At 36.2% G+C, this 22,127-nt stretch carries 23 protein-coding genes; 8 read left to right on the top strand and 15 right to left on the bottom strand.

What is annotated here, in order from left to right:
• Positions 1-11: 11 nt before the first annotated feature.
• From AC07UM_RS18490 to AC07UM_RS18480, 3 genes are all read left to right on the top strand, one after another.
• Entirely contained in the window at positions 12-1,115 is a 1,104-nt protein-coding gene (locus tag AC07UM_RS18490) for an HlyD family secretion protein (RefSeq protein ID WP_494681520.1), read from the top strand.
• A 140-nt stretch (positions 1,116-1,255) separates the two neighbouring features.
• Positions 1,256-2,833 carry a DHA2 family efflux MFS transporter permease subunit gene (locus AC07UM_RS18485; RefSeq protein WP_124533769.1) on the top strand — a complete coding sequence of 526 codons (1,578 nt, stop codon included), beginning with the start codon at positions 1,256-1,258 and terminating at the stop codon, positions 2,831-2,833.
• Positions 2,834-3,228: 395 nt separating this feature from the next.
• A complete protein-coding gene (locus tag AC07UM_RS18480; protein WP_494681519.1) occupies positions 3,229-3,825 on the top strand; it encodes a hypothetical protein in 597 nt (198 codons plus the stop codon).
• Between the two features lie 357 nt (positions 3,826-4,182).
• Here the strand turns inward: AC07UM_RS18480 and AC07UM_RS18475 are convergent, their stop codons facing one another.
• The 3 genes from AC07UM_RS18475 to AC07UM_RS18465 all read right to left on the bottom strand — a co-directional run bounded on the left by AC07UM_RS18475 (position 4,183) and on the right by AC07UM_RS18465 (position 6,560).
• Positions 4,183-5,196 (bottom strand): TQO small subunit DoxD, encoded by a 1,014-nt coding sequence (locus AC07UM_RS18475; RefSeq protein ID WP_494681518.1) that lies wholly within the window; start codon positions 5,194-5,196, stop codon positions 4,183-4,185.
• Positions 5,197-5,250: 54 nt separating this feature from the next.
• Positions 5,251-5,607: a hypothetical protein gene (locus AC07UM_RS18470; RefSeq protein WP_494681517.1), complete on the bottom strand. Its 357-nt coding sequence runs from the start codon at positions 5,605-5,607 to the stop codon at positions 5,251-5,253.
• A gap of 80 nt (positions 5,608-5,687) precedes the next feature.
• Entirely contained in the window at positions 5,688-6,560 is an 873-nt protein-coding gene (locus AC07UM_RS18465) for an alpha/beta hydrolase (protein ID WP_494681516.1), read from the bottom strand.
• A 164-nt stretch (positions 6,561-6,724) separates the two neighbouring features.
• Here AC07UM_RS18465 and AC07UM_RS18460 point away from each other — a divergent pair, with 164 nt between their 5' ends.
• Positions 6,725-7,042, top strand: a complete 318-nt coding sequence (locus AC07UM_RS18460; RefSeq protein WP_494681515.1) for a MazG-like protein — start codon at positions 6,725-6,727, stop codon at positions 7,040-7,042.
• Positions 7,042-7,602 carry a DNA-3-methyladenine glycosylase I gene (locus tag AC07UM_RS18455; RefSeq protein WP_494681514.1) on the top strand — a complete coding sequence of 187 codons (561 nt, stop codon included), beginning with the start codon at positions 7,042-7,044 and terminating at the stop codon, positions 7,600-7,602. Before AC07UM_RS18460 ends, AC07UM_RS18455 begins: the two co-directional genes overlap by 1 nt.
• Before the next feature lie 122 nt (positions 7,603-7,724).
• Here AC07UM_RS18455 and AC07UM_RS18450 read toward each other — a convergent pair whose 3' ends face one another.
• On the bottom strand, positions 7,725-8,141 hold the full coding sequence (locus AC07UM_RS18450) for a hypothetical protein (RefSeq protein ID WP_494681513.1): 417 nt from the start codon (positions 8,139-8,141) through the stop codon (positions 7,725-7,727).
• On the bottom strand, positions 8,134-8,511 hold the full coding sequence (locus AC07UM_RS18445; protein ID WP_124533753.1) for a winged helix-turn-helix transcriptional regulator: 378 nt from the start codon (positions 8,509-8,511) through the stop codon (positions 8,134-8,136). The genes AC07UM_RS18450 and AC07UM_RS18445 overlap by 8 nt, the downstream gene beginning before the upstream one ends.
• A 91-nt stretch (positions 8,512-8,602) precedes the next feature.
• On the opposite strand from AC07UM_RS18445, the gene AC07UM_RS18440 reads away from it, so the two are divergent.
• Complete coding sequence (locus AC07UM_RS18440; protein ID WP_494681512.1) at positions 8,603-9,133, top strand: NAD(P)H-dependent oxidoreductase; 531 nt, start codon at positions 8,603-8,605, stop codon at positions 9,131-9,133.
• Between the two features lie 46 nt (positions 9,134-9,179).
• Here the strand turns inward: AC07UM_RS18440 and AC07UM_RS18435 are convergent, their stop codons facing one another.
• The 6 genes from AC07UM_RS18435 to AC07UM_RS18410 all read right to left on the bottom strand — a co-directional run bounded on the left by AC07UM_RS18435 (position 9,180) and on the right by AC07UM_RS18410 (position 14,692).
• The gene (locus AC07UM_RS18435) at positions 9,180-9,638 is read right to left on the bottom strand and encodes a hypothetical protein (protein ID WP_494681511.1); all 459 of its coding nucleotides are present in this window, start codon (positions 9,636-9,638) and stop codon (positions 9,180-9,182) included.
• Positions 9,635-10,108 (bottom strand): hypothetical protein, encoded by a 474-nt coding sequence (locus AC07UM_RS18430; protein ID WP_494681510.1) that lies wholly within the window; start codon positions 10,106-10,108, stop codon positions 9,635-9,637. The genes AC07UM_RS18435 and AC07UM_RS18430 overlap by 4 nt, the downstream gene beginning before the upstream one ends.
• Positions 10,109-10,609 carry a DUF2199 domain-containing protein gene (locus AC07UM_RS18425; RefSeq protein ID WP_494681509.1) on the bottom strand — a complete coding sequence of 167 codons (501 nt, stop codon included), beginning with the start codon at positions 10,607-10,609 and terminating at the stop codon, positions 10,109-10,111.
• A gap of 9 nt (positions 10,610-10,618) precedes the next feature.
• A complete protein-coding gene (locus AC07UM_RS18420) occupies positions 10,619-12,088 on the bottom strand; it encodes an FAD-binding oxidoreductase (RefSeq protein ID WP_494681508.1) in 1,470 nt (489 codons plus the stop codon).
• A 33-nt stretch (positions 12,089-12,121) separates the two neighbouring features.
• Complete coding sequence (locus tag AC07UM_RS18415) at positions 12,122-13,708, bottom strand: patatin-like phospholipase family protein (RefSeq protein ID WP_494681507.1); 1,587 nt, start codon at positions 13,706-13,708, stop codon at positions 12,122-12,124.
• 84 nt (positions 13,709-13,792) lie between these two features.
• Positions 13,793-14,692 carry a magnesium transporter CorA family protein gene (locus AC07UM_RS18410; RefSeq protein ID WP_494681506.1) on the bottom strand — a complete coding sequence of 300 codons (900 nt, stop codon included), beginning with the start codon at positions 14,690-14,692 and terminating at the stop codon, positions 13,793-13,795.
• Between the two features lie 73 nt (positions 14,693-14,765).
• On the opposite strand from AC07UM_RS18410, the gene AC07UM_RS18405 reads away from it, so the two are divergent.
• A complete protein-coding gene (locus AC07UM_RS18405; RefSeq protein WP_124533739.1) occupies positions 14,766-15,788 on the top strand; it encodes a 3-oxoacyl-ACP synthase III family protein in 1,023 nt (340 codons plus the stop codon).
• Positions 15,789-15,959: 171 nt separating this feature from the next.
• Here the strand turns inward: AC07UM_RS18405 and AC07UM_RS18400 are convergent, their stop codons facing one another.
• A complete protein-coding gene (locus tag AC07UM_RS18400) occupies positions 15,960-17,120 on the bottom strand; it encodes a thioredoxin family protein (RefSeq protein ID WP_494681505.1) in 1,161 nt (386 codons plus the stop codon).
• Between the two features lie 302 nt (positions 17,121-17,422).
• Between AC07UM_RS18400 and AC07UM_RS18395 the strand changes: the two genes are divergently transcribed.
• On the top strand, positions 17,423-19,051 hold the full coding sequence (locus AC07UM_RS18395; RefSeq protein WP_494681504.1) for a helix-turn-helix domain-containing protein: 1,629 nt from the start codon (positions 17,423-17,425) through the stop codon (positions 19,049-19,051).
• 331 nt (positions 19,052-19,382) lie between these two features.
• Here the strand turns inward: AC07UM_RS18395 and AC07UM_RS18390 are convergent, their stop codons facing one another.
• The 3 genes from AC07UM_RS18390 to pruA form a co-directional block, all read right to left on the bottom strand.
• A complete protein-coding gene (locus AC07UM_RS18390) occupies positions 19,383-19,592 on the bottom strand; it encodes a hypothetical protein (protein WP_494681503.1) in 210 nt (69 codons plus the stop codon).
• A gap of 261 nt (positions 19,593-19,853) precedes the next feature.
• Positions 19,854-20,060, bottom strand: a complete 207-nt coding sequence (locus AC07UM_RS18385) for a cytochrome C551 (protein ID WP_494681502.1) — start codon at positions 20,058-20,060, stop codon at positions 19,854-19,856.
• Between the two features lie 281 nt (positions 20,061-20,341).
• The gene (gene pruA / locus AC07UM_RS18380) at positions 20,342-21,967 is read right to left on the bottom strand and encodes an L-glutamate gamma-semialdehyde dehydrogenase (RefSeq protein WP_494681501.1); all 1,626 of its coding nucleotides are present in this window, start codon (positions 21,965-21,967) and stop codon (positions 20,342-20,344) included.
• Positions 21,968-22,127 lie beyond the last annotated feature (160 nt).

Below are 22,127 nucleotides of genomic sequence, written 5' to 3'. Positions count from 1 at the left end.
TCGAAACCAAAATGGAAAATAATAATACACAGGTAATTGAACCTAAAAAGAAAAAAAGTTTAGTTTTTCCTATCATTTTAGCAGCAGTAGTAATCGGAGGAGGAATCTACGGTTACAGAGCCTTCACTTACGGACAGTATCATGAGGAAACTGACGACGCTCAGATTGCTTCCAATATGGCTCCTGTCATTTCTAAAATCTCTGGCTATGTAGCTCAGGTAAAGGTAAAAGATAATCAGTTTGTAAAGAAAGGAGATACTTTGGTGATTTTGGATAACAGAGATCAGAAAATGGCTCTTGAGCAGGCTCAGGCAGCACTATCTACAGCCAAAAGTAATATTTCAAATGCAGAAGCTACCACAACAGCTACTTCAAAAAATATCGGTTCTTCAGAAGCTGCTGTAGTAACTGCTAATGCTCAGATAGAAGCTGCGAAAGTAAATATTTGGAAAACTTCTCAGGATCTGAAAAGATATGCTAATCTTGTGAAAGATCACTCCATTACAGAACAGCAATATGAGCAGGCTCTGGCTGCAAAACAATCAGCAGACAGACAGCTGCAGGTGTTGATTGACCAGAGAAATCAAATTGCTCAGCAAACCCATATTGCTTCTTCTCAGACAGCAGCAAGCTCACAACAAATCAGTGTTGCAGGGTCCGTGGCAAAGCAGAGAGAAGTAGATGTTGAAAATGCAAAATTAAACTTATCATATACCGTAATCCTTGCTCCTGAAGATGGACACGTAGGAAAAGTATCTACTCAGGCAGGTCAGTATCTGCAGGCAGGATCACAGTTGTTTGCTTTGGTTAAAAACGACCAGAAATGGGTAGTGGCCAACTTTAAAGAAACACAGGTTGATAAAATGGTAGAAGGCCAGAAAGTAAAAATTGAAATTGACGCTTTTCCTGATCAGAAATTTGATGGAGTAGTAAGCTCTTTCTCTCCGGCTACAGGAGCTACTTTCTCTATACTTCCTCCGGATAATGCGAGTGGTAACTTCGTAAAAGTAGTTCAGAGACTTCCTGTGAAAATTGATTTTGTAAATCTTGATAAGAATATTGCAAAAAGATTGAGAACAGGTATGAACGTGAAGGCAGAGGTTGCTTTGAAATAACATTTAAAATTGTTGAAAGTCAATGAGCTTCGTTGTCAATAGTGAATCAGTTTTGCTGTCAATTTAAAACCGACTGCTTTATAATTCACGATTCACTTGCGGAGCAAAATTCACCATTGATTTTTACATCGTAAAAACTTATGCAAGATTCATTAGTAGAATATGGAGCGCGGAGAGTGATCATTACGATTACTGCTATCCTTTGTGCCCTTCTAGAAATTGTAGACTCCACGATTGTCAATGTTGCCTTGAATGAAATGAAAGGGAATCTTGGATCTACACTTTCAGAAGTGGGATGGGTAATTACGGCTTATGCCATTGGTAACGTAATTATAGTACCGATGACGAGCTGGCTTTCCCAGCAGTTTGGGCGTAGAAATTACTTTGCGGCATCCATCATTATATTTACCATATTTTCATTTTTATGTGGAAATGCGACCAATATCTGGGAACTCGTGTTCTTCAGATTGATGCAGGGAATCGGTGGGGGAGCCTTATTGGTAACTTCACAAACGATCATTACGGAATCTTATCCGATTGAAAAAAGAAGTATGGCTCAGGCTATTTATGGTCTGGGAGTAATTATCGGCCCTACCTTAGGTCCGCCTCTTGGGGGGTATATCGTTGATAATTTCAGCTGGCCATATATTTTCTATATTAATATTCCGATCGGAATCGCGGCAACTTTGATGACTCTTCAGTTTGTAAGAAGTCCGAAATATGCAGAGAAACGTAAAGTTTCGGATGTCGACTGGATTGGAATTGGTTTACTGGCAGTAACGGTAGGTTCATTACAGTTCATTCTGGAAAGAGGACATGAAGAAGACTGGTTTGAAAGCGGAATGATTGTAGCGTTTACTGCAGCTGCTATTTTAGGATTTATATTATTCCTTTGGCGGGAACTCACCTTTAAATATCCTATCGTTGAACTCAGGGTGCTTAAAAACAGTAACTTAAGGATCGGAACAATGATGTCATTCGTGCTTGGATTCGGACTTTATGGTTCCACGTTCATCGTTCCACTCTATACACAGAGTATTTTGGGATGGACGGCACTTCAGTCAGGAGCATTGATGATTCCGGCTGCATTGACAACCGCCTTTATGATGCCTATTATTGGCAGGCTATTAGCAAAAGGAGCAAAACAGCAGATCCTGGTTTCATTAGGACTCTTTATCTTCTTTGTCTATAGTTTCTGGGGATATAAAATTCTGACACCGGATACCAGCAAAGATGCCTTTTTCTGGATGTTGATTGTAAGAGGGGCCGGTCTTGGATTATTATTTATCCCGATTACCTCTTTATCACTAAGTACCTTGAAAGGTCAGGAGATTGGTCAGGGAGCAGCCTTTACAGGAATGATGAGACAGCTAGGAGGTTCATTTGGTATTGCTGCCATTACAACATTTATCGCCAATGCAGGTCAGAAATACAGGAATAACCTGATTTCTCATCTGGATGAAAATAGCTTTGAAGTTCAACAAAGGCTGGCTGCGCTAAAGGCAAGCTTTATAGCAAAAGGAAAAACTCCTGATGAGGCCATGAATGCCGCTTATAAAATGCTTGATTTGTCCGTAACCAAACAGGCAACAGTATTGTCCTATATGGACGTATTTCTTTACCTTGGGATCGTATTCCTGATATGTATTCCATTTATCTTACTCGTAAAAGAAAGAAAAAGCAAAGAAAAAATAGATTTGAGTGAAGCCATGCACTAAATTTTAATTTAAAACCTTCGAAATTTTCGAAGGTTTTTTTTATTATATAAATTGAATATATTAACACAAAATATTAATTTACAGTCTCTTGTTAAAATAAAAATAATATCACTTATTGGAGAATTTATTTATTTTTTTTAGTTTTACATAACCAAATGAAAAAATATGAATAGATTCCCTCAACCCGAAAATGCCTTTTCAAAAAGTAGAGCCTTACTCTATTACAGGACTTTTATCTGAAGAGTATTTTTATCTCAGCTCATCGTATTTTACCCTTTACGATGCTTTTATGCCCATAAATGTAATAGTCTTATTTCCGAAAGGATGCATTAATACTATTTTTTCTTTCATCCTAAACTTAACCATGATCTCAAAACACTTACAAAACATTAAATATGAATCAAATACAACTTCCGGAGACCTATCTGGCATTATCAGATTTCAGGGAAAATGATATTTACCTTCCTGAAATGAATCAGGCTCAGATTATTTCAGATTTTTTTCCACCAACCTTTACAGAGCTTACCCAACGCCTGTCAGATATTACAGGAGCGTTTTATGGAGGCATGCTCAAGCAGATCGGAAAGCTTTACGGTGCAGAAGCTATTGAGCAGCTTTCCAGTATTTTTATGTATGACCTCGGATCAAGAATGGCACTGAGGAACCTTGAAGCAAAACCTACTCTGCAGCCCGGTATTCCGGCTGTGGCAAAAATATTGATAGGAGCAGTTTTTACATCCAGTCCCGAATATAATTTTGAATTTAAAGAATTAAATGATCACAGAGGCGAATTGCTGATTAAAGGAGTAGACCGTTACCACAAAATCACCCAGAGCCTGCAGATTGCAGGTTTGCTGAAATGGCCGGTCATAAAGCCTTTCATACAGGGAGTTTGCGATACCATGGGACTGGATGTTTTACTTGAAATAAAAGTCCTGAAGCTTGATCCGGACAGCTCATGCAGTTACCATGTCATCGTCTCAGAAAAATAGTAATGAAAATAATAATTTCAAATATCAAAAAAAGCGGATTTTAGTCCGCTTTTTTTATAAATGAATAATCTAATGGCTTTAGCCAGAACGTATAAAGTATCTCGTGGATTTTGCTGATTCTGCAGATCTTATTTTAAAGAAATTATGTCATAAAGAAAATTCAATAAGGCTTTAGCCCATTTACAAAAGAACAATACCTTCAATTGGCTTTAGCCAAAACATAAAATCTCACACACTTTAACGATAACCTTATCAAAAATATCAGCAATATTCAATTTTATCGGAGATAAAATCCTTGCGCCTTATAGCACATCCATACAAAACTTTTCGTGCCTTTGCGTCCACCAATAAAATATTTTATTCAATCCTCCCTATCCACTCAATGCCACTTATATCAATCAGTTTCAACGTATGAATTTCACTTTTCAAAAGAACATCATCAATATTCAGAGTTAAATCAGCCTTTGCTCCCAACGGAATAACGAGACTGTGTTTTCCGGGTTTTACTTTGGCAACGTAATGGTTTTTTATATTTTCTTTAGAAAAATCGGAAAGTTCTTTAGGGTTCAATTCTTTTAAAATATTTCCGTTTTTGTCCAGAATATGAATACCTATCAGAAAAGAACCATAGACATCAGCACCTTCCGTTCTGTACACTTCAAATGTCAGATCCGAATTACTATGGGAGATATTTGAAATTTCCAGCTTTGGCTTTACCGATTTATTATGTAAGGTTCCAAACACGCCTCCATGGAAATATTGATTGGTAAAAAGAGTTAATCCGAATATAATGAGCGAGCCCGTAAAGACAATTGTTTTAGGTTTTGAAACAGGGAGATCTCCCGAACCCAACCATGAGAACCATTTTTTTTGAGTGAAGCTCTTGTTATTCTTTATAAAATAATAATCCATCGAATAAGGGCCGCTTCCGGTAAGAAACAGAACAAATCCGCCTGCGACTCCTAGAACCCCTATCTGCCATTCATCAAGACAGGTTGTGCCCAGCCATCCGGATCCTAGCAGGATTCCAAGGGCAAGACTGAAGATCCCGATACTCATCAACCGGGTAAATAATCCAAGGATAATCAATAATCCTACAATGGCTTCAATAATGGTGAAAGTAATCATGGATCTCTCTAAAGCATCGGGATGGGTAACCAGATATTCAATAATTGGTTTTATTCCGAGGGCATTGGGTAAAAAATGATTGAATTTTTCCCCGATATATCCCTGTTCATCGGGAATAAGCTTGTTTTCAAGGATAAGTCTGCGCCAGAAAGCTGAAAAGTAAGTCCATCCGATAACCATTCGGAGGGATAATGTATATAATCCGGCCAGGTCCGAAGACTGACTGTTTATGGTATGTTTCATTGAAATTTATATTGTTATTGTAAAAAACTGATTTTTAATTAGGCTTAAAAAAATTTAAACCAGATTAAGTTTCAGTCTTTTAAATAAAATATATTTCGGTGGGCTGTTTCCTGTAGAATGCCCTGAATAGTCATTGAAAAAAATCTTCTCTTCAAAAGAATTCCCGGCAGTGAAATAAATACCGGATAAAGATTCTTTGTATCTGCATTGAGCTCTAGCTTTTGAAACTGATACCCTGGAGGAATCAGAGGCCAAATCACAGCTGAAGGAAAGAGATGAGGTTATTTTTACTTTATTGAGGCCGCTGATGTACTGAATATCAAAAATATCAAGAACATTTCTTTTGACAGAACATGGAGACAATGAAAACACCAATATAAGCATCGTAATGATAGCTTTATAAGTTTTCATATGAAGTCTTGAATGGGGCATAATTACAAAACTACACTTTATTTTAATGTAAGCTTTATAAATTGTAAGAAATCGTCCTGCTAATCTACAAATAAGTAATGTGAGCAATTATCAATACGCTTGAAATTTTTCTTTCCAACTATATTTTTAAGATCATTCAGCTGTTTTTCTGAAAATATTCCGTCATTTTTACCATAGACCGCAAAAACGGGAATTCCTTTTTTTCGGATATCTTTTAAAATAGAGGTATTATCCAGATTGTTCTGAGGTTCATTTTGATAAAACTTCAATGGAGAATCGGGGTTTCTTATGTTGTTTTTGTAAAATTCACCCGCTTTGTATTCATTTCTCAGCATTTCACTTTCGGCAGTAGGATGGGGCATATCGAAGAACCCTAGTTTTCCGGCTATATCATAACATCTTTTTCTATAGGCAGCAGAATTTTTGTTTAGACTTTCTATTTCCGAAATTTCTTTGAGCTGGGCAGGATCATTTTTAAAATGTTCTCTGGCTTGTTTTAAAATATGATCGTAGGTTTCCTGCTGGGTAAATAATGCACCTGCAAGAGTCAGACTGCTTACTTTATCAGGAAATTGTGCCGTAAATAAAGTCCCGATAATTCCGCCGAAACTGTGGGCAAGAATATTGGCTTTTTTGATGTTATAAGTTGTATAGATTCCTTTTAGATCCTCAAAACTTTCTTTAAAAGTCATGGTTGCATTTTCATCCTTTGAACGTCCTTCACCGCGTCTGTCATAGACAATGACATAAAATCCTTTGTCAGAAAGATGTTGAGCCGTTGTTCCCTCAAATAAAGTTGCATTTCCGCTTGGCCCGCCATGAATAAAAATTACAGGAGAATTTTTCGGATTTCCATAGGCTTTAGAATATAAATTCTGTGATTTAAAAAACATTGAACATATGATGAAAAGAATGGAAAACAGTGATTTCATGATGGTTTTTTTAAACCCTCTAAACTACTAAATATTCTCTGGGCAGAAAAAATAAAGTGATCTGAATTATTATTACATTTAAAAATTGAAAACACTACTGACGGACAGTTGTCACAGTTCCGGTTTATCTTTACATCTTGAAAGTTTATATAAAAAAACAAAATATGGACACCAATAATTTTGATACCATCATAAAACGTTCCTTAGATATCAGAGAAAAATATCATCAGCTGGAAATAAAAGGCAACGGAAAAGAATGGACTCTGGAAGAAGATGCTCTTGCTTATCTTACCGATGCAGGATTGATAGGAAGAAATGTAATGTCCCATCAGAAAACATGGCTGAAAAAAGATTCAGCGGAAGAACTGGAACATAAATTAGCAGAAAATATCTGGTGGCTGATTGCCCTGGCAGATCGAACAGGAATTGATATTAAAGAAGCGATGGAAAAATTTTTAACTAAAACGGAAAATATATTCTAATGAGTTATTGTTTAGCAATAGAAGGCATGCAGCCTGAAAGCAGAAAAGAACTGCACAAAAATTACCATGACAACTATTATGGCTTTCCTATTCATGATGATAATGAACTGTTTGGAAGATTGATTCTGGAGATCAACCAGGCAGGATTAAGCTGGGAAACCGTTCTGAAAAAGGAAGACAGCTTCAGAAAAGCCTATGATCATTTTGATATCCAAAAAATAGCGGCTTATACAGAAGAAGACCGTGAAAGATTGCTGAGCGACCCGGGAATTATCAGGAATAAACTCAAAGTGAATGCTGCGATAGAAAATGCAAAAACCATTATAGAATTGCAGAAGGAATTTGGTTCATTTGAAAAATGGCTGGAACATCATCATCCCAAAACTTTGCAGGAGTGGATGAAATTATTCAAGAAAACCTTCAAATTCACAGGTGGAGAGATTGTCAACGAATTTCTCATGAGTACCGGATATTTGAAAGGTTGTCATACCGAAACCTGCCCTATTTACGTGAAGGTATTGGAAAGTAATCCATTATGGAATAAAATAGAGGATAAATAGAAAAACTGATCAATATATAATTTTAGATTCCTGCGGAATGATAATCGGAGTACTTAGGTTATTTGCACATTTTATCATTCTGTAGGAATCTAGCTTTATCAATTTTTATAAAAAACATTCTATTAATAACCATATCCCACATATTCAATATCTTTCTGGTGGAAGAATTTTTTAAAATCTTCTACTTCTTCATCTATTTTCTGTAGAGCATCAACCAGTAAATGTTTTTCGAATGTCCAGGATTGTCCGGTATTAAGATTGGTCCATTTTATATACTTATTTTCAATTTGATCAACCTGGATTCCTCTAAGCCAGCCACTGCACTCAGGGATTCCACAGCAACATGAAAATATTTTAAATTCACCATCAGAATGTATACTTTCATAGAACTCGCCGATATCAATAATATCCTCTTCCGCATAAGGCTTCTTGTTATTGAGCCTTATTTCTAGCTGGCCTTCCATATAGACGTCGTTTTGGCTTGTCTGGCTTGCCATTACGATTAATTCCAGATAAAATGCATCTAATTCCTCAGTCATTCTTCGAAGCTTTTTTCATCAATTCCTTATGTTCATTTCCCCATTTTTCAAACTCAAGAATAATGGGTTTCAGTTTGTATCCTATTTCTGTAAGCTCATATTCTACCCTTGGCGGAACTTCTGCATAGACTGTTCTGGTAATAATCTTGTCTTCTTCCAATCTGCGAAGCTGAAGCGTAAGCATCCTTTCGGTAATATTCTGAAGCTTTTTTCTAAGTTCCCCGAATCTCATTTTCCCATTGATCAGATAGCAGCAGATGGCCAGTGCCCATTGCCCTCCGATCGTGTTAGATGCATAGATTTCCGGACATTCATCAGCAAGTGCCTTTTTATTGGCAAAATTGGTTGAGGTTTCCTTTATTTTAGTCATTACTTACATTTTTTATAGTACCATACAATAGGTTGCTAATGTACGAAATGTAAGTTACGTGTTGTAATTTTGTAGGAGAAATTTAAACATAATGAAGACCTTAGTAATTGTTACACACCCAGATATTGAAAAATCAGCGATCAATAAAAAATGGATTGACGAATTGAAAAAATACCCTGAAAAATATACTGTTCATCAACTGTACGAAGCTTATCCCGATGGAAAAATCAATGTAGCAGAAGAACAAAAACTGATGGAATCTTATGACAAAGTCGTATTTCAATTTCCTTTTTACTGGTTCAGCAGCCCGCCGCTTTTGAAGCAATGGCTGGATGAGGTGGTTTTATATGGCTGGGCGTATGGAAGCAACAGTGGTTTTAAACTGGCCGGAAAGAAAATGTCACTGGCTGTTACTGCAGGAATAGATGAAGAAGGATACTCTCCCTCTGGAGAATATAAGTACACGATGAATGAACTTTTCAGACCCTATGAACTGACCTTCGATTATATAAAAGCAGACTATAAAGAACCTTTTGTCTACTACGGAATTGAAAGAGATTCTTCCGATGAATGGATCAACAGAAGTGTTCCGATGTATCTGGAGTTCTTGGATAATTTATAATGATATAAAAAGTAGGGTGAAACTTTGAATGTTCAATGTGTTCAGCCTACTTTTGAATATATTCAAATGGCTCGACATTCCAATCCTGCACATATTTTTTGATCGTATTACTGTCAATATTAAAAGGAACATCCTGATATTTCCAACCTTTTGAAGGAACTTTTAAATCTATAAGATAGTTTTCAATAGAATAGATATCAAGTATCGCTGAATTATCAGGTTTAATAGAATCAAAAATGATAAGGAATTTGCCTCCTTTTTGATAAGAAAAATTAGCAGTTTTAGAATATGTAATACCATTAACATGATATTTATAATCTATTCCCACCCCATTATTGTTTTTATAATGCCAGTCTGAGGTGGCTTCTCCAATTGTATATTTAGGATTTTTGAGTATGCTATTAATTCCTAGATTGGTACTGATTAAACAGAATATAATAAATAGGAAAACGATTATCAAAATAACAATATGAAACTTTTTTAAGATAAATTTTTTTAGACTCAATTAATATATTTTTCATTAAACTTTTGTAGATCTATCGCATGTTCCTGAAAATATTCTTTGAACTTATCTGAAAGATTTTTTTCTTTAAATTTTACAATAGTGTACCCGCTATCAAAAGCAATAATTTCTACAATACTTTCCTGAATTAAAAAATGATTAGGTTCCCAAACACTTGTATCTTCAGCAGATAATCTGGATACTAATGAAGTATCTGGTTCAATATTATCTTTTACGGCTGATATTATTCCCCAAATTATCTGAGTATTGCTTTTATAAAGTTTTTCAAATTCCGGATTATCCAAAACAAAAAAATCTTCATCAAAGTTAATGGGAACCGACTGATCTTGCATAAAATCCAAATCTGTCAAAATCCATTTATAAATAACGAGGTCATCCCATATAGGTTTCAAAACCTCCTGAAGATTGGTATGGAATTTTACCTTTTTTGTACTTCTGATAATCCAGTTCATCTATTCTCTGTTTAAAACCCTGTTTATTCTCTTCTCCGCTTCCTCCTTTGTTATTCCATTATAAAAATCATGTACAAAAGGATGTTCATAGCTTTGGTGAGGAAAAACAAATGGCCGGCCGATAGAATTGTTTACTACCACTGTTGTAGGAATACTTTCTTCAAAATCATAATCCGGAAGGTAGGTAGAAAGCCATCCGAAATATTCAGCTTCAAATTCCTTATTGTCATAATTTTCAACATATTCATTAAAGCTCTTTTCACTTAATGATACCCAGATTCCGTAATCCAGATCCCTGCAGTCATCTGTAACTTCCTGTATAAGAACAGTACGGATAAATCTGTGGGTATTTTCGGAATCTTCAACGACACACAGGTCTGAACTGAGTTCAGCATTCTTTAATTCCTCTTCGGACAAACACGAATAGAAATAGGGTTCATTATAGGCGAGTGCAGGCCAGTCTTCCTTTTCTTCCCCACAGCATTGGCAGATGTATTTCATACTATTGTTTTATTTATAATGTTGGTAAAATTTATTGTCAAAAAGTTCCTGAGGATCATACTTCCTTTTCATTTCAAAAAAAGATTCTGCCTGTGGATAGACCTTTCTCATTTTCTCTCTGCCGATATGAAGACGGTAAGGAAGATAAAAAGTACCCTCGTTTTTCAGGGTAATATCTACCAGCTTGTTGGTGAGAACTTTCATGGCTTCTTCCTGCTTCTCTGTTTTCTTCTGGTTAAAAAGTAATACAAATCCGAAAACATGTTCTCTGGCGTAATTCATATAACTGTCTTCATCCTTATTCACTGCGCGGATGGTGATATTCAGGAGATCCAGCCCGGAGTTTCTCAAAACTGGTTTTATACCTTTAATAAACTGATTAAAATTTCTGTCCGGAATAAAATACTCCTGCAGCAAATCAGTAGAATTCGGGTCTTTATTTTCAATGAGGGAAACATGATCGTTAAGGAGTTCATTTCTGGAATAAACAGCATCTTTAGTCATTTTATTCATTCCCGTTTCCAGATCCCATCGCAGCCTTTTTCCATACTCACTGTTTACGGTACTACGGAAAACGAGACGCTTCGTTTCCGCATTTTTAGCATTTTGAAGGGGGAGCGGTAAAGGCTTTTCATCTACTTTTTCAAAATAATTGATGGTAGCTTCTTCAAGGAAATGTTTATCAGAAATTCTCAGTCTTCCGAAAACAAGATTAACATTCGGATTGTCAGAAACAAATTTTTTGTAATAATCGGTATAATGATCAGAACTTAAGCGGACATATTTATACTGAAGAGCAAGGTTGTTAACCACTTTTAATTTCACATCAAGAATAATCCCGAAAAGCCCATAACCACCGATTACCAGTTTAAAAAGCTCCGGGTTTTCTTCCCTGCTGCAATTAAGAATTTTCCCACTTTGATCCATCAGTGAAAACGAAACTACACTAGAAGAAATGGGAGGAAGGTTTTTCTGCCATCCGTGACCGTTGACACTCATAGATCCGCCTACTGAAAAAGAACTGAAAGCCTGCATCACGGCGATAGACTTTCCATGTTTGTCCAGGTATTTGATAGCGTCTTCCCAAAGAGCACCGGAACCGATGGTAAGAATGTTGGTCTTTTCATCCAGTTCCATATGTTTATAGGGGAGCATATTCAGCAGGATGCCGTCAGGGTAGATGGTATGTCCGCCCATACTGTGCTGGGCCCCGGCAATAGAGATTTTTACATGTTTTTCTTTAGCATATTTCAGGATCTGACGAAGCTGGTTTTCAATTTCAGTTTTAGAAGCAGGAACTTTGATCAGCGTATCAATTTTTGTTAAATTCAGCTGGCTTGCATCATTCGTATATCCTTTGGGAATTTCGTTTTTAATACCAGATTCACTCCATTTTGTTTTAAAAACATGAATAACAGGAATAGCAATGAAAATAAGGACCATAACGGTCCCAAGTATAAAAAAATGTCTCTTTTTCATGGAAATTTAAAAAGCTAAAATACTTAAAAATCCTTATCCCACCGTAGGTGTATCCTCTTCTTTCAGTATTTTTTTATCCTTCATGGTAAGCATCATTCTTTCATATTTGTATTTCTCCCAATTGAATCCGTTGAGAAAATCAAGGGCTGCCTGAAAGCCTCTGTTGAAAAGCTCTTCTTTTTCTTCTCTTTTCATAAAGAAATTAAGCCAGCTGCTGGTACCGCAGTTCACGGTTTGTATACTGTAGAGCTTATAGAAAGTATGTTTGGTTAAAAATGTCTTGTCATTAAAACCTTTCAAAGTATTGATGATATTTCCGGCATAGCTGAAAGGTGTTTTAAGAATTTCTTCACTGGTTTTTCCTTTTTCAGAAAGGATATCAGAATCACTTGTGAGCTGAACTCCGAAAAGAGGCATTCTGGGATAAAAAACTTCATCCGCATGAAACAGGTCAATCGGGAAATTGGAAATACTGCCTCCATCAATGAAAACCCCTGCGGGATTAATATCTTCCGGTTTGGTATTCATCCAATATTTCCAGGCATATTTTACAGAGCTGTCATCTTTATTAATCCGTTTCTGAAAAGGCTCAAAGAAAAAAGGTACCGCCATAGATGCTCTTACAAACTCAGCCGGACTGATGTGTTTCAGTTCTTCTTCAGACCAGTAGAGATTGGCCATAATCGGAAGCTGTACTTTAATTTTAGCATTGATGTCAGTGGTAATCACAACATAATCAGACTGAAGAAGGTAAAACGGATTGTTTTTATAATAATCATTATTGACCGCACTTTCGTAGAAAATTCTATATCGAGTCTGATCAATATGTTCCTGATTTTTGATTTTAATCTTTTCGATACTTTGCAGGGCCATCAAATAGTATTCCTGCCCGTTTCCATAGCGATAGTTGAGGTTGAGGTCCTTTTCTTTCTGAATGAATTTTTCGTTGAGGTGGGCAACGGTTTTTATTCCAAAATGATCCAGTGCATTTTGCATGGTATTCTGAAAAATGTTTCCAGGATTAAGACCGCTGTTTTCTTTCCTGAAATTGTTGTACAGCTTTTTAATGCAGAAAAAAAGAATAACAGCCGGAATCAGAGGAATCAAAAACATCAGTTTGGCATTCAGTATGGTTGTTGAAGGTGCCAGGAAAGGAATGCTGACCAAGATAATGAACAGGATTGCGGCAATAACAGCATTGATCTTAAAGAAATCTTTGTTGTTCAACATTGCATGGAGGGTTGTTTTTACATAGGTTTTCCCATCCATAAAATCTGAAAAATCCCAGCTGAAGAGAATATCTTTAATCAGCTCACTTTTGGCTTCTTCTTTGGTTTTACACGCTGCAATAAGCATGGTATTGATTGCTCCTGCACTTGTTCCTGCTACTTTCAGAAATCGGACACCAAATATTTCCAATCCATAAAGATAACCAACCAATGCACTTCCCCAGACACCGCCACCTTCCTGTACGAACTCCACATATTGATTTCCTGACTGGTCCAGCAGATCAGAAAATTCTTTTGCTGAAATATTCTCATGCAAAGCAATCAGTTTTTCCTTAGAGGCCTGCGAAAGAGAATGATCTTCCAGAATTGTGTTAAGGTTTTCAGGGGTCATGGTATTTTATTTTGATGATGTGTGGTCATTGCGAACCGGACTGAAACAATTTCTATTCTAAAAGTGATTGTATTCCCAGTGAAATTACCATTGTTTTCGCCTCACATAAATAAATGTACTGATCATAATAGTAGCCATGACTCCCAGCGTTATAAAATATCCATATTTATGATGAAGTTCAGGCATATTATCGAAATTCATCCCATACACCCCGGCAATAAAGGTGATGGGTAAGAAGTAAATAGAATAAATAGCCAGAACTTTCATGACCTGGTTGGCCTTTTGATCCGAAAGTGCCAGAAACATGGAAATAAGGTTGGTAATCTGAATATTTAAATGATCAAAATCCGCCACTACATCTTTATGCTTATCCTTTAAATCTACAATTTCAGAGTCCTGGAGATTCAATAATTTAAATTTATCAATAGCATCCGTAGAAATTATCAGTACCCGTGAATTCAATCCTGATTTTCGTTTCAGTTTATAAAGACGTCGGATCTGGCTGGTATGATTGGTGTTTTTAAGGAAAATCTCATTCTCTATATTGTCCATCGTTTCGAAAAGACTCAAAGATTCGTCGTCAAAACTTTTCATAATCAATATAGCGATCATCAGAATGATTTGCTGAGGAGTAAGGTCTTCCTGGATCATTGAAACTTTTTTCTTGACCTCGGAGATACTCCTTGTTTTCATCCTGTGGATGGTAATAATGGTATTATCTACCAAAAAGATTCCGATCTTGGTGCTGATATCACTGATTGTATTCAGATTCTTTCTTTCCAGTTCTGTGCTTTCGCGGAGTAAGAAGAATTTTATATTTCCGTCTTCTTCATATTTGGGAAGGTGGTTAGGATCCATGGTATCTTCCAGGAGAAGATTGTTGATTTCGTATCTTTCATGAAGAAACTTCAGGTCTTCTGCAGTAGGAGCCTCCACATCTACCCATTCGCACTGGGAGGTTCTGTATATCGTATCAATTGGCATAAAGTAAAAATACTAATATTTTGAAAAAGTATGTGTTAAATAAGTTTTATCTTTGCCAAAATTAAAAAACTATATGATTAAAAGTACAATAAAAGGTGTGGGATTTTATGTTCCAGATAATGTTGTTACCAATGATGATCTGGCAGAATTAATGACTACTAATGATGAATGGATTACGGAAAGGACAGGAATTAAAGAAAGAAGGCATCGTAAGAATAGAAATGATTCTCAGGAAACGGCTGCTTATCTAGGATTTAAAGCTTCTGAAAAAGCCCTTGAAAAAGCGGGTCTGACTGCGAAAGATATTGATTATATTGTTTTTGCAACACTTTCTCCGGATTATTATTTTCCTGGATGTGGAGTATTGCTTCAGGATATGCTGGGATGTGATACCATCGGAGCTTTAGATGTAAGAAATCAATGTTCGGGGTTTGTATATTCTATGAGCGTTGCCAATGCTTTTATTAAATCGGGAATGTATAAGAATATTCTTGTTGTAGGAGCAGAAGTTCATTCTTTTGGATTGGATTTTTCTGATGAAGGAAGAGGGGTTTCTGTAATCTTTGGAGATGGGGCAGGAGCAGTAATACTTTCTGCTGCAGAAGATGAAAAAGCGGGAGATATATTAGCAGTCAATATGCATTCTGAAGGGAAATATGCAGATGAATTGTGCACACAGTTTCCGGGTTCTAAGTTCGGATGGAGTGACAGGATGAGAAAGGAACCTGAGAATGTTACCAATAAAGAAGTGTATCCTATTATGAATGGAAACTTCGTTTTCAAACACGCTGTAACAAGATTTCCGGAAACGATGATGGAAGCCCTGAATAAAGCTGGAAAAACCGTTGAAGATCTTGACATGTTTATCCCGCATCAGGCCAATCTGAGGATTGCTCAGTTTGTTCAGCAAAAATTTGGATTACCGGATGATAAAATCTTTAATAACATCCAGAAATATGGAAATACAACGGCTGCCTCTATTCCGATTGCTTTAAGTGAAGCGATTGAGCAAGGGAAAATCAAAAGAGGAGACCTTGTACTTCTTTCAGCTTTCGGAAGCGGATTTACGTGGGGAAGTGTCCTTTTTGAATATTAATAGGTAAAAGAGCCCTCTGGTTTTCACTGATACCACAACTGGAGACGTGAAAATTCCCCTCCTCTGGAGGGGTGGCAAAAATTCTAAGAATTTTTGACGGGGTGGTTCTATAACACAATAAAAACCCCGCAGAACTTCAGTTCTGCGGGGTTTTCTATGATGTATTACTTATTAAAGACTTTTCAATAATTTTTCTGTATCAGAAGAATCCTGTCCGGTACTCTTTGCAAGCTCAATAGACTTTTCAGCCCACATTTTTGCATTTTTCTTATCTCCAACCTTATTGTAAAGATTAGCTAAAGTATCTGTATTGGCAAAGTTCTGGTCTTTCTTCACAGATTCCTGTGCCCAGCTGATTGCTTTCTCAAGAGACGTTTTATTGCTCACATTTTCAAAGAAGTTCCATGCAAGAGAATTCAACTCTTCAGAACCTGCTGCAGAATAATCTTTGTAAAGATCGAGAATTAATTTTTCATACTCAGGAATATCTTTATTCTTTAAAGCTCTGTTGGCTTTCATCCTTTTTAAGATCTTGTCCGCCTCTTCTTTGCTCAGAAATTTTTGGGTTTCAGCCATAAAATAGCTGTCGTTCCACGTTTTGGCATCCGCGTTATATGCTTTTTTGGAAACAGTATTCAGTTTGATATTTTTGTCAAACTTTTCATACTTATCTTCCGGAAAAAATTTAACGATATCTGTTTTTTTATCCTGGAAAATCTTGTACAATGGGCTGTCTGTGGTCTGAACTCCCGAAAGAAGCATTTGAATATCTTCCTGGTCTAAGCTGGCTTTCTGTTGAAAATAACGGTTAAGTACCTTACCGGCAAATTCAGCATCATTATACATGGTAAGACCTGCAAGATTCTTTAGAAACTCAGGATCTTTTTCTCCCTTCTCAAATTGCTGCTTCAAAGAAGTCAGTCTTTTGTTAGGATCTTCAGCATCCTTCGCAAACTGGATAAAGTCTTTCTCTTCAACATATCCTAGCGTTCTGTGTACAGCTTCACCATTTCCATCAATGAACAGGTAAGTAGGGAATGCTTTTACATTGTATTTTTTTGCCAGTTCAATTCCTTCTCCTTTTTCCATATCAATTTTAGCATTGATAAAGTGAGAATTATAATAATCACCTACAGCCTGAAGTGGGAAAATGTTTTTTACCATCAGTTTACAAGGTCCACACCACGAGGCATATGCATCTATAAAGACCAGCTTTTTTTCTTTTTTTGCTTTGGCAAGGATAGTGGCAAATTTGCCCTCTTCAAATTTAATTCCCTGCGCCCATACAAGGGCTCCTATAAATATGGAGGAAAGTATAGCTATTTTTTTCATAAAAACTTTTTATTCCCTGCAAATGTAATAAATATGATGACACATAAGCCGTCCATATTGAAAATAATTATAGAGGAACCTTAGTTTTAAATCAGACATCAGCTTATATGAAAGATAATCATCTATTGTTTTAGTATAATTATTAAAATTAATGTAAAATGCTATTTTGGTTAAATGATTAAATTTCAATATTATATTTTAATAAAAAATAAAATATCACTAGTTTTGTAAAAAACAAAAAGACACTCCCTGTGAAAGTAATGATGAATTATTATAAAATAAAAATAATAATTTGTTTTTTTATGTCTAAAAATCTTCTGAAATTTTTGTTTTTGCTGGCAACAGCGGTCCCCATATTCGCTCAGAAAAAAAATAACTTTGATCTTATCTGTGAAAGAACCTTTTCTGTTACAGCTTATAAAGATTTACCCAAAGCGATCAAAACTGCAGATTCTCTTTATTTGTCGGCACAAACGCCTTCAGAGAAAATAAGATGCCTTGTTCTTTCTTCAGAACTTTATCATCATGCAGGTGAGCTTAAAAAAGCAATATGCTATAGTGAAAATGCCCATTCTGTCATCAATCAGGTTAATGATCCCGAATGGATGGCTGTGGTAACCCGATTACTTGCCAGGCAATATAGACAGGTAGGGTTATACGAAAGGTCCAAAAAATACATTGTAAAAGGGCTGGAGGCATCGGGTAAGATCTCCGATTTTCAGAAAAGTAATGAGGCAGCAGGATTATTGAATCAGGAAATGGCCTTCTATGAAATGGAATTGGGCAATTATTCAAATGCAATACGATACATTGAGTCATCCCTGAAATATTTTGAAAAAATAGACAGCCGTTATGAGGATAGAACGGCAGCGGCTTCTTATCAGGTGTTGGGCGATGTTTATTTTAAACTTAATGAATATTCCGTTTCAGAAAATTATTATAGAAAAGCCGAAGGATTGCTTAAAGAGGGCAGCTGCACACTGGGATTGGTCTATAATGGACTGGGAGGTATCCGTTTGAAACAGAAAAACTGGAAGGATGCCGAATTATACCTTAAAAAAGCTGAAAAAATTGCAGAGACATCCAGAAGCCTTAAGCTTAAGAAAGCAGTATATTCTAATATTAATGATTACTATGAAGGAACGGGGGATAATTTCAAAGCTTCTTTATATGCGGTAAAATATGTAAGGATGTATGACAGCATTGCTGCCCGCAACCAAAGTTTCACCATGAAAGGTCCTGAAATTTCCAAAGGGAAGATTAATAAAAAGAACGGGCAGATGAATTTGGTGAAGAATGCGGCTATTATTGTCCTGTTTATATCGTTGGTTGGCTTACTTATTTTCTTCAGAACGCAGCAGAAAAAACAGCGTTCAAAACTTAGAAACATCATAAGGACTCAGTTGAATATGATCAGTAAAAGGAACGGTCAACCTTTAAAACAATCCGGTGGTTCTGAGTTTTCCAATATATCCGTGGAAGAAATTGATGAAAAAGATTCTGAAACAGACCGAAAACGTAATGATTCATTGATGACCTCTGAAACAGAATCAAAACTGCTCGAATTGCTGGAAGAATTTGAAAAAGGAAACCTGTATAACAATAAAGGAATGTCCCTGTCTTTTCTTGCAGGCGAGCTGAATACCAATACAAAATATCTGTCTTATGTCATTAATCAGCATAAAAGTGCTGATTTTAAAACGTATATCAACCGCTTAAGGATCAACTATATTGTAGACAAAATGATTAATGATGAAAAGTACAGACAGTATAAAATAAGTATCCTTGCTGATGAATGCGGCTTCTCTTCACACAGCAAATTTGCCGCAGTCTTCAAAGCTGTTACTGACCATTCTCCATCTGCTTATATTAAATATATTGATGCTGAAAATCAATCAGATAAAAATGTTCATTTTCCCGAAAATGATTAAAAAGAAATAGTTTTTTTAATTCTATCTTACCATTTTCGCGAAAATGAACAACCTATTGTTTTATAGGAAAGCCTTGCTATCATATCTTTGCGCCAGCTTTAAGGGATGAATACAAATACTACAACGGTTTAACTCTTTTATTTTTGAAAGGATATTACATCTTCTGAAATAAAAGATTGGTAACATAAACTTCAATTCCCATTTTTAACTTTTAACGAAATATTCTGGATCAGAATATTAACCATATCTCATAATCGGGGTTGATTGCCCGGTTTTTTTTCAGTCAAGTTTTTTTAAGTGCAAATCCACAGAAGTCTGTGGATTTGTGATTTTATTTACCTTTTGTACTGTCGGTTTTTGTTTTTGAAGTATCAGAGGCTGCCGGCGAAGGGATTGAATTGGCCACAGCAGAATCACCCATTTTATTTCTTAAAGAATCTTTGTTGTGAGCATCTTTATATTCCTCTCTTTTTTCTTTGTTTTGAGCACAACTTCCTAAGAAAAGAAGTCCAAGAACCGCTCCTATCCATATTTTTTTCATTGTAATACTGTTTTAATGTTGATGTTAATCAAATATAATCATTTAATTAAAAAATTAAAAGATTTTATTATCAAAATTCAATAGGGGTGGGCTTTAGCCCGGCCACCTTAAAAAACAACACCTATCCATCGACTTTAGCCAAAACTTAAAACTTAATAATGACAAGTTCACTGAACTCTTTATCTTTCTATTTTCACAATAAAAAAATCTGCAGCGCTTTCATCTGCAGATTTTCTATTTTAAATTGAACGTATAGTAATACTATTTAACGGGTGATGTCACCGTAGAATCTTTTTTCATCTTGATACTGTCAGGATTCGTCTTCTTTGTAGTCAGAGTATCAGTGGTGGCAGGTGATGCGTTTTTTCGTGCATTATCTACCGTCGCTGAATCACGGCTGCTCGATGACATTGTCGATTCTTTGGTTCCACAGCTCATTGCGAATATCCCCACAACGGCTGTTAGCAATAACTTTTTCATATTATTTTATTTTGGGGTGTGTAGTGATTAAAAATCAACAATTATTCCTAATAGGGTATGGGAAATCGTAAAATATCGGTAAAGTTTGTTAAAAGATGTTAGGTAGGAGTGGAAGAGTTTGAGGGTTAGAGGGTATTAAGGTAAAGAGCCTTTCTGACTACCAGAAATCTTAAATTAAACCTTCAATCCTGCACCTCATTCTACAAAAAAGCCCCGAAACCGAAATTCCGAGGCTGTTACATCATTTGTCAATGATCATTTATCGTTTATTATCCTAGGTATGGATATTTGTAGTTTTTTGGAGAAACGAATGTTTCTTTTACGCTTCTTACAGACGTCCATCTTAGAAGATTCATTTTAGAACCTGCTTTATCATTTGTACCTGAAGCTCTACCACCACCGAAAGGCTGTTGTCCTACTACAGCACCTGTTGGCTTATCGTTGATGTAGAAGTTACCTGACGCATTTTCTAACGCTTTATAAGCCTCATTGATAGCATAACGGTCTTGAGAAAATACAGAACCCGTTAATGAATAAGGAGAAGTAGAATCTACAAGCTTCAGCGTTTCTTTCCAGTCCTGATCTTCATATACGTAGATCGATAAGATTGGGCCGAAGATCTCTTCTACCATACTTTCGTAGTGAGGATTTGTCGTTTCGATTACTGTAGGGTGTACAAACCATCCTTTAGAATCATCAACTTTTCCTCCGATCGCTACAGTAGCTTCACCTGAAGCATTAGCTCTGTCGATATATCCTTTACATTTTTCGAAAGAATTTTTGTCGATTACTGCGTTTACGAAGTTAGAAGTATCTTCCGGAGAACCTACTTTGATTGTGCTCATCTGAGCTTCCATTACTTTTTTCACATCAGCCCAAAGAGACTTAGGTACATAAGCTCTTGAAGCCGCAGAACATTTTTGTCCCTGGTATTCGAAAGAACCTCTTACCAATGCAGTAGCTACAGCTTCTACGTTAGCAGAAGGGTGAGCAATAACAAAGTCCTTCCCACCAGTTTCTCCAACGATTCTTGGATACGTTCTGTAGTTATGGATATTGTCACCGATCATTTTCCACATTCCCTGGAATACTTTTGTAGATCCTGTAAAGTGAAGACCTGCGAAATCACGATGTGCCAATACTTTTTCAGCAGTTTCTTTTCCATCTGTAAAGATCATGTTGATAACCCCTGCAGGAAGACCTGCTTCTGTCAATACATCCATGATTACTTTTGCAGAATATACCTGCTTGTCAGAAGGCTTCCAAACGACTACGTTTCCTAACATTGCCATACAAGTCGGAAGGTTTCCGGAAATTGCTGTAAAGTTGAACGGAGTTACTGCAAAACAAAATCCTTCTAATGGTCTGTACTCAACACGGTTCCAGATTCCATTGTCAGAAACTGGTTGTTCCGAATACATTTCTGTCATGAATTCTACGTTGAATCTTAAGAAGTCGATGAACTCACAAGCAGCGTCAATTTCAGCCTGGTGTACATTTTTAGACTGTCCGATCATCGTTGCAGCGTTGATCACATCTCTGTAAGGTCCAGCCAAAAGATCAGCTGCCTTTAAGAAAATTGCTGCACGCTGTTCCCAGCCTAGTTCATTCCAATCGTTTTTAGCTGCCAATGCCGCATTGATAGCGTCATCCACGTGCTGCATACCACCTTGGTAGTAAAATCCGAAGTCATGAGCATGATCCTGTGGAGACTGAAGCTGTACTTTGGTATCCGTTTTTACTTCTTTTCCATTGATAATCATTGGGATTTCTACCTTTTCAGCCCACATTTTTTTATAAGTGTCGATAAGGCTCTTAACTTCTGGAGATCCCGGTTCATATGAATTTACCGGCTCGTTTACCGCTAATGGTACTTGCGAAATTGCTTTTGACATATTACGTTTTATTATTTTATTAAATTAAATAAGATGTGTATACAAATTTACGATAATTATAAGGAAAGAAAAAAATACCACCTGATTTTATGGAATAAACTTTATTATTGAATAATCATTAATAAATAGTGGTTTTTTAACATCTGCTATTGATAATAGA

It is taken from the genome of Chryseobacterium sp. GW821-FHT04C04, assembly GCF_059420365.1.
This window is presented reverse-complemented; position numbering and strand designations above follow the sequence as displayed.

Coding starts and splice junctions, on each gene's coding strand:
- AC07UM_RS18490 (WP_494681520.1), top strand. CDS start 12: ATGGAAAATAATAATACACAGGTAATTGAACCTAAAAAGAAAAAAAGT.
- AC07UM_RS18485 (WP_124533769.1), top strand. CDS start 1,256: ATGCAAGATTCATTAGTAGAATATGGAGCGCGGAGAGTGATCATTACG.
- AC07UM_RS18480 (WP_494681519.1), top strand. CDS start 3,229: ATGAATCAAATACAACTTCCGGAGACCTATCTGGCATTATCAGATTTC.
- AC07UM_RS18475 (WP_494681518.1), bottom strand. CDS start 5,196: ATGAAACATACCATAAACAGTCAGTCTTCGGACCTGGCCGGATTATAT.
- AC07UM_RS18470 (WP_494681517.1), bottom strand. CDS start 5,607: ATGAAAACTTATAAAGCTATCATTACGATGCTTATATTGGTGTTTTCA.
- AC07UM_RS18465 (WP_494681516.1), bottom strand. CDS start 6,560: ATGAAATCACTGTTTTCCATTCTTTTCATCATATGTTCAATGTTTTTT.
- AC07UM_RS18460 (WP_494681515.1), top strand. CDS start 6,725: ATGGACACCAATAATTTTGATACCATCATAAAACGTTCCTTAGATATC.
- AC07UM_RS18455 (WP_494681514.1), top strand. CDS start 7,042: ATGAGTTATTGTTTAGCAATAGAAGGCATGCAGCCTGAAAGCAGAAAA.
- AC07UM_RS18450 (WP_494681513.1), bottom strand. CDS start 8,141: ATGACTGAGGAATTAGATGCATTTTATCTGGAATTAATCGTAATGGCA.
- AC07UM_RS18445 (WP_124533753.1), bottom strand. CDS start 8,511: ATGACTAAAATAAAGGAAACCTCAACCAATTTTGCCAATAAAAAGGCA.
- AC07UM_RS18440 (WP_494681512.1), top strand. CDS start 8,603: ATGAAGACCTTAGTAATTGTTACACACCCAGATATTGAAAAATCAGCG.
- AC07UM_RS18430 (WP_494681510.1), bottom strand. CDS start 10,108: ATGAACTGGATTATCAGAAGTACAAAAAAGGTAAAATTCCATACCAAT.
- AC07UM_RS18425 (WP_494681509.1), bottom strand. CDS start 10,609: ATGAAATACATCTGCCAATGCTGTGGGGAAGAAAAGGAAGACTGGCCT.
- AC07UM_RS18420 (WP_494681508.1), bottom strand. CDS start 12,088: ATGAAAAAGAGACATTTTTTTATACTTGGGACCGTTATGGTCCTTATT.
- AC07UM_RS18415 (WP_494681507.1), bottom strand. CDS start 13,708: ATGACCCCTGAAAACCTTAACACAATTCTGGAAGATCATTCTCTTTCG.
- AC07UM_RS18410 (WP_494681506.1), bottom strand. CDS start 14,692: ATGCCAATTGATACGATATACAGAACCTCCCAGTGCGAATGGGTAGAT.
- AC07UM_RS18405 (WP_124533739.1), top strand. CDS start 14,766: ATGATTAAAAGTACAATAAAAGGTGTGGGATTTTATGTTCCAGATAAT.
- AC07UM_RS18400 (WP_494681505.1), bottom strand. CDS start 17,120: ATGAAAAAAATAGCTATACTTTCCTCCATATTTATAGGAGCCCTTGTA.
- AC07UM_RS18395 (WP_494681504.1), top strand. CDS start 17,423: ATGTCTAAAAATCTTCTGAAATTTTTGTTTTTGCTGGCAACAGCGGTC.
- AC07UM_RS18390 (WP_494681503.1), bottom strand. CDS start 19,592: ATGAAAAAAATATGGATAGGAGCGGTTCTTGGACTTCTTTTCTTAGGA.
- pruA (WP_494681501.1), bottom strand. CDS start 21,967: ATGTCAAAAGCAATTTCGCAAGTACCATTAGCGGTAAACGAGCCGGTA.